The sequence below is a fragment of the Mesorhizobium australafricanum genome, assembly GCF_033977265.1.
In the GTDB taxonomy this organism is placed as follows: domain Bacteria; phylum Pseudomonadota; class Alphaproteobacteria; order Rhizobiales; family Rhizobiaceae; genus Mesorhizobium; species Mesorhizobium australafricanum.
In genome coordinates this window covers 1-6,547 of record NZ_JAVIIT010000037.1, presented here as the reverse complement: position 1 = coordinate 6,547, position 6,547 = coordinate 1, and the positions used below count along the sequence as shown (strand labels likewise).

At 61.2% G+C, this 6,547-nt stretch carries 8 protein-coding genes; 4 read left to right on the top strand and 4 right to left on the bottom strand.

Going from position 1 to position 6,547, the window contains the following annotated elements:
- Positions 1-353 precede the first annotated feature (353 nt).
- Both alr and RFM98_RS30895 read right to left on the bottom strand, forming a co-directional pair.
- Positions 354-1,520, bottom strand: coding sequence for an alanine racemase (gene alr, locus RFM98_RS30900; protein ID WP_320217784.1), 1,167 nt, complete (start codon positions 1,518-1,520; stop codon positions 354-356).
- A 166-nt stretch (positions 1,521-1,686) separates the two neighbouring features.
- Positions 1,687-2,094 (bottom strand): Ros/MucR family transcriptional regulator, encoded by a 408-nt coding sequence (locus RFM98_RS30895; RefSeq protein ID WP_320217783.1) that lies wholly within the window; start codon positions 2,092-2,094, stop codon positions 1,687-1,689.
- Positions 2,095-2,378: 284 nt separating this feature from the next.
- On the opposite strand from RFM98_RS30895, the gene RFM98_RS30890 reads away from it, so the two are divergent.
- The 4 genes from RFM98_RS30890 (at position 2,379) to RFM98_RS30875 (ending at position 5,335) form a co-directional block, all read left to right on the top strand.
- On the top strand, positions 2,379-3,482 hold the full coding sequence (locus RFM98_RS30890) for an IS5 family transposase (protein ID WP_320312262.1): 1,104 nt from the start codon (positions 2,379-2,381) through the stop codon (positions 3,480-3,482).
- A gap of 1 nt (position 3,483) precedes the next feature.
- On the top strand, positions 3,484-3,828 hold the full coding sequence (locus RFM98_RS30885; protein WP_320298895.1) for a hypothetical protein: 345 nt from the start codon (positions 3,484-3,486) through the stop codon (positions 3,826-3,828).
- An 88-nt stretch (positions 3,829-3,916) separates the two neighbouring features.
- Positions 3,917-4,351, top strand: coding sequence for a hypothetical protein (locus RFM98_RS30880; RefSeq protein WP_320312261.1), 435 nt, complete (start codon positions 3,917-3,919; stop codon positions 4,349-4,351).
- A gap of 660 nt (positions 4,352-5,011) precedes the next feature.
- A complete protein-coding gene (locus RFM98_RS30875) occupies positions 5,012-5,335 on the top strand; it encodes a hypothetical protein (protein WP_320312260.1) in 324 nt (107 codons plus the stop codon).
- 178 nt (positions 5,336-5,513) lie between these two features.
- On the opposite strand, the gene RFM98_RS30870 is transcribed toward RFM98_RS30875, so the two are convergent.
- On the bottom strand, positions 5,514-5,771 hold the full coding sequence (locus tag RFM98_RS30870) for a hypothetical protein (protein ID WP_320217779.1): 258 nt from the start codon (positions 5,769-5,771) through the stop codon (positions 5,514-5,516).
- A 210-nt stretch (positions 5,772-5,981) separates the two neighbouring features.
- Positions 5,982-6,547, bottom strand: a 566-nt coding sequence (locus tag RFM98_RS30865; RefSeq protein ID WP_320312259.1) for a Ulp1 family isopeptidase, incomplete at its 5' end; no start/stop codon positions are given.

Genomic DNA, 6,547 nt, shown 5'->3' with positions numbered 1-6,547 from the left:
AGGGCTGATCTTGCCCATGGGAACCTCCTGACTGAAAGGTGTTTTGTTGACACCCTCATCTTCTCAGTCGGGAGGCTCCTGTTAAACCGGGGCTCCAATCGCCGCGATCAGCGGCTTAGTCCAATACGCATCCAGGCCTGCCTTCGGCCCCATTTGGTCGATGAGCTTCAGCGCCGAATTGATTGTCAATTCCGGCAGGGACGACTCCTAGGCAGCCGCTTTTTTTGATACCCACGATCGCGCGACGCCGCAGTCAGCCGCGCGACGTCGCGGTGTGCAAGGAGAGTTGGTCGGCGGGAGTGTATGCGTTGCTCTGGAATCACCCGCTCTCGATTGTTGTGCTCTTATGAATCTCAGACATAGACGCGTGGAACGTGGTCCCGGAGCTGAGCATACAGCCCGACGATGTCAGTGCCCCACCAGGTGGCGACCTCATGCTGTGTGATGGTCTGATCTCCCTGCTGCCCGAGCAAGAGCACCTGATCGCCGAAACAAGCATCGGGGATGTCCGTGAGGTCGATACGGAGATGTTCTAAATGAACCGGCGGCAGCAGAGGCGCACGCCGGCCTCTCACCAGTGCCTCAGCGCCGGGCGGGAGCTGACGTGGCAGCCCGTCTCCCCAACCGATACCGAGCACTCCGACGACCATTCCTTGCTGGTAGCCAGGCAGGTCCGGCGCCGTCCCGAGCGAGGAGTCGGTCCGCTTGATTGAAACCAGAGAGCTCGAAATGGCTTTAAGAGCTGGCCGCAGGGTGACAGGCCGGGTGGAATGATCCGTGTCGGAGACACCAATGAACAAGGCGCCGGGATCGACGGCATCGAAATCCATCTCAGGGTATCGAAGCACACCCACCGTGCTCGCCACCATCGCAATGGGAGGTCGTGTCCCAGAAGCATTGGCCGATTGAAGAATCTGCTGCAAACGGGAGCGCTGTTCGCTTACATGGAAGGGCGTCTCCGAAGGCAGTTCGCTGAGATGCGCATAAAGCCCTTCGACATCGACATCGTCATAAGCATGGCCGGCCGCGAGCAATGCGCTGACAGCCGACGGCGCTGCCCCCGACCTGTAAAAGCCAAGATCAACCTTTACAAAGACCCGCGTGCTGTCCATCGCGGCACGCCAGCGTTCCAGTTCCTCGAGGCTGGAGATCGTGACTGTAAGCCCGAGCCGTTCGATGATGTCGGCCGATGACGGCAGAGGTCCTGGATAGAGCAGGATTGGAAGCTCGACTCCCATATGCCTTATCGCGACCGCATCCGGCAGCGCGGCGACGCCGAAGCCGTCAACCCCCTCTGCAGCCAGAGCTGAAGCCACCGGTCCGGCGCCGCACCCATAACCGTTGCGCTTCAGGCACGCGAAAATCCGTACTGCCGCGGGCAGGTGTGCGCGAAGCTGGCGATAATTGTGCCTGATCGCGTCTAGGTCGATCTCGTACCAGCTGCCGCGCAGCGGCGTGCGGTGGGGGTCAGAGGCGGCGGGTGGACCGCAATGTATCAGTGTCTGATAGTCAAGCTGCAAAGTTTTTCCGATACCGTCTAAGTGTTGGTGATAGGTGGGTTCCTAACCGCGTTCGGGAGCATTCCACCCTCAAGGAGGCAATTTAACCATCAGAGGCAAGGCCATCAGTGTTAGCAAGCCCTCAGGGAGCTTGCGGGCCTCTCTTAGCGTGCGCCGCTTTTGCTTGTCAGGTAGCCTTGCGGCCAAGTCCCATTGACTTGGCAAGCGAAGAACGGGCGGCGGCGTAGTTCGGGGCCACCATCGGATAGTCAGCCGGCAGGCCCCATTTGGCGCGGTATTCGTCCGGCGTCAGGCCATAGTGAACGGAAAGATGCCGCTTCAGCGACTTGAACTTCTTCCCGTCCTCCAAGCTGATGATGTAGTCCGGCGTGACGGACTTCCTGATGGGCACCGCTGGCGTGAGAGCTTCCGGCTTTTCCGCCGCGCCGCCGCCGGCGCTCTTCAACGCTCCATGCACTCGATCGATCAGGGCCGGGAGATCGCCGACCGGGACTGGATTGTTCGAGACATAGGCTGAGACCACCTCGGCGGTCAGCTCGATAAGGGCGCTGGTGTTGTCATCGGTTTCTTCCATCGCGGTGCACTCCTTGCCTGAAGCAATGTCGCCGAAGCTCGTTTTTTTAACGGTGGCGCGGCATGAACGCAACGAAGTCCGCGGGTAACGGGGTCGGGTTGAAAGTCTACGGAGGCTTTTTCCCACTGACGGCCCAGGAAGCGCGCGATTATCGCCGCCCTCCCGGGCTCTACAAGGTCATGAAGTTTATCGGACCTCTCTAGTCCAGCAGGCTGTTGAAAAAGGCACTCGCCACCGGACCACAGCGGTGATTCACTGGTTCCGAAGAGATTCGGAGGTGACGAGTGCGCGGTGGCGACGATCGAACTGGCGAACTGTTCAGCTATGTTGACCTTGAGGCGCGGGTGCGGCGCAACCATCCGTTGCGGACGATCCGGTTAATCGTGAGCGAGGCGCTGTCGGCGCTGGAGCGGGACTTCGCGGCGCTGTATTCGCCGATCGGAAGGCCATCGATCCCGCCGGAGAAGCTGCTGCGGGCGATGCTGTTGCAGGCGTTCTATTCGATCGGCTCTGAGCGGCTGTTGATGGAGCGGCTGGAATACGACCTTCTGTTCCGCTGGTTCGTCGGGATTGGCGTTGACGATGCGGCCTGGGATCATTCTGTGTTCTCCAAGAACCGCGACCGGTTGCTGGAGGGCGACATCGCCGCAAAGTTCCTGAGCGCGGTGCTGGCGCAGCCCAAGATCAAGAGGCTTCTGTCGACGGATCACTTCTCGGTCGACGGGACGCTGATCGAGGCCTGGGCGTCGATGAAGAGCGTCAAGCAGAAGGCCGGCCCAAGCGGTGGTCATGGCGAGCCGCCGGCAGACGGCGGCGGACGCAATGCGGAAGCGGACTTCCACGGCGAGAGGCGATCGAACGAGACGCACGCCTCGACCACCGACCCCGACGCCAGGCTCTACCGCAAAGGGCGGGGCAAGGAGGCGAAGCTGTGCTTCATGGGGCATGGGCTGATGGAGAACCGCCATGGCCTTCTGGTCGACGCCTGCCTGACGTTTGCCGACGGGCATGCCGAGCGGGTGGCGGCCCTGCACATGATCGAACCGCGTGCCGACCGTCCGCAAACAATCACACTCGGCGCCGACAAGGCCTATGACGCTGAGGACTTCATCAATGAGTTGCGCTCAATGAAGGTGACGCCGCATGTAGCGCAGAACACCAGCGGCCGTAGTTCGGCCATCGACGGGCGCACCACCCGGCATAGCGGCTATGCTGTCAGTCAGCGTATTCGCAAGCGCATTGAAGAGGCGTTCGGCTGGATCAAGATGGTCGCCGGTCAGCGCCAAACCAAGTCCCGCGGCCGCGACCGGGTCGGATGGGGCTTCACCTTCGCTGCCGCCGCCTACAATCTGGTGCGGCTGCCGAAGCTCATCGCTGGGACCAGTTGACATGGCCACGGTTCCAGCCATCGCCAAGGCCTTTGCCGGTCGCTGGCGTATCGTCGAAATGGATGTCTGGGACAACGATTTCCTCGATCTCGTCGAAGAGGCGCATCTGACGTTCAAAGGCGCGGCGGGCGGCGAAATCGGCTTCGGCGCCCTCAAAGGCTTCCTTGATGTCCGCTACGGCGCGCGAGACGGCTCGGCCTGCGCGGAATTCTCGTGGGAGGGTCACGACGAAAGCGATCCCGCATGCGGTCGCGGATGGGCGATGATAGGCACCGCAGGCCGCCTCGTCGGTCACTTCTATATCCACAATGCCGACGATTCAGGCTTCGTCTGCGAGCGCACCTGACTTCTTCAACAGCCTGCTAGTCTAGTCTAGGTCCGCTTTACCATGGTGTCGGGTTGCGCGATTGTTGCGCTATGGATACAGGCGAGCGATGCGCCAGACGAAGAAGGCATTGCCTTTCGTGCCGAGCGAATTTCACGCTTCGACAGTCGAGGATTCCAAAGGCGTGATTGGCATTCTCTCGATTCACACCACGGAAGGCCTTTTGGATATCGCGCTCGACGCCGCACGCTGCCGATGCAATCCTGAAGGCCCATCTGTTCGATCCGGTCGAAACTGCCTGTATAAAAAAGAGCTCGGTCGTAAGCCGGGCACAGGAGTTACACGGGAACGCGGGCCAACCGGCGGGATCAGCCGTGCCTTAGCCTGCAGCCGCATCATGACGGCTGAATTAAGTCTCGCTAGGCAACACTTGGCGGCCGAGCGCAAACGCCTCGAATCCTGCGGCGTGGGTGAACTGGACAGCAGCCGATCAGCTGTGACCAAATCGGGAACCGCGGGTCCCGGCGAGTCAGATAGCGTTTAGCGAATCTGCCGATTTTCCTGGTCCGAAGGGGCCCTCCTTCCTGGTGCGGGCCGAGGTTCCCAGTGGGCTGTGCAAATGTATGGACACATCGCCGGACAGGCTCTGGATGCGGTCTCAAACGTCTGCGAATGTGCACCAGATGGCGGGCCGACCTGGCTTGGCGGTCTCCGGCAATCGCGCAGGCGCGACAGCTGCCGCCGGGCTGAGTAGCTTCGCTTCCGCCAACTGCAGCGACGTGTGCACGGGGCAGGGGCGGCTCGAGCCGTCCATCCGGCGGGAGGAGATAGAGTTGGTCCGATTCGGATGGCGACGCGAGCCGCAAGCGAGCCCTATCGTGAATTGTCCGGCGATGACAAATTACGAAATGTATAGGCCTTCGGCCGAACGTGATCTGAGGGAACCGACCCCCCGGTCCTGCCCGGTGAAATTGGCCGAGCCGACCGACTTGGAATCTTCCGGCTTTGCCGCCCAATGCCCGGACTAATCCAAGATCAGTGGCAATAACAGCCGTCCATCCCCGCCGCCTCGACGGTTCAGATGGGGATTTTTGTGCTGGGATAGATCGGACTGTCGGTCGCTACGCGATAGTCGTGAAGCCGCGTTTCGCCCTGCTCGCGTCTTGGTAGCGACCATCGCACGACGTTCGGAGACCCGCCTACCATGATAGAAGAAAAAGTCGGTTTTTGTACGCTGTGTAAGTCACGGTGTGGCACCATCAACGTCGTCGAAAACGACTGGCTCAAAAAGGTGGTGCCAAATCCTGATCATCCGACCGGCAAGGCAGTTTGCCTCAAGGGCCGATCGGCGCCGGAAATCGTCCACAATTCAAGGCGTCTTAGGCGCCGCTCCGGCGCACGACGTCGAAGAGTGATCCCAGATCCGCAGTGGGTGCAGGTTTCTTGGGACGAAGCACTCGATGAGATCGCTGATCGGTTGAAGGGCCATGTTGCCCGAGGCGGTCCGAGTCAGTCGCCTTCGCGGTAACCTCGGGATCGTCATCCCCGTTGTCGGACAGCACCTATTGGATCCTGCGATTCGGAGAGCTTATTGAACGCGCGGCGTTCGATAGGGATTTCGTGCGAGATTGGACGAATGCTCCATGTCTTGTCAGGTCGGACAACGATCGCTTGGCGCGGAGCCGGTAGCTGTCGCGCGCGGATGGTCAGCACGTGGCTGTAGTGTGTTCGAAGACGATTTCCTCGATTGCAATTGCGGCTTTCAACCAGGGCGAAATCCTTATCATGCCTTGCAGGCTGTGCGCCGGGATCTTCGCCTCGGGCGGAAGCAGGACTGCTGTGAAGGCGAGTTCCGCCGACAGTCGCCTCGCCGCGTGACCCCCTTTGCGCTTGAAGCCAGTTTCGCCGGTCGCCTGGTAGAGCGGCTCGTCATTGACACGCAGCAGCTTTTCCCTGCCTGGCATCTGGCCGCTTCTGGAGCCTGACAGCCCGGCCATTGAGCCGGCGCTCGGGCGCAGGCATGGACGCGGGGCGCGTTGACGCCGCAAAAAATTGCCGATTGCTTCATTTGAAGCGGAAAAGGCGGATTTCGAAATCTTCAGGTAACACGCCTCCCCGATAAGCGCGTGGTGACGGCTCCCGACGGCTTATAGAGGACGTGTGACAGGCGATGTTTATTGGAGTTTGGCCTTTGGCTCGGCTCGGGCCTGATCGGGGGCTTGGCTGATGGGCAGCGCGACTCCTGTGCCAGCCCTATGACCGAGCCGGCGTTGGAGTGCCTGCCGATCAACGGCAAGATAGTCGAGGTGCAGCCTGGCTGGCTGCAGCCTTTGCCCCAGTCGTCCGACCAGCGCCCTCGTGCCGTCAAGCACAAAGGCACCGCAATCATAGCCGTTCTGCTGCTGGGTGATGCGGGCCGGCTCCAGGCGGGCTCCCAACCGTTGTGCGAGCTGTGCCGCGGGCTGGTCGTTGAGCCGCCCGGCGGAGTCGTAATGATAGGCAACCGGCTTTTCCCGCTCGCGTCGATCAACCAGAAGCAGCGACCAGTGGCTGCCGCGGCGGTCAGGATCGGTAGCGCTGGCATCGTTGACAGGCAGGAACATGAAGTCGGCGATGTCGTTGCCATTGCGATCATAGACGATGCGCTGGAAAGCCCTGAGCGCGGCATTGTCGGAGCCCAGGCGCAGATGGTAGTGGGCTATCAGCGGGTCGACGAGCCGCGTTCGGGCGGCGAGATCTG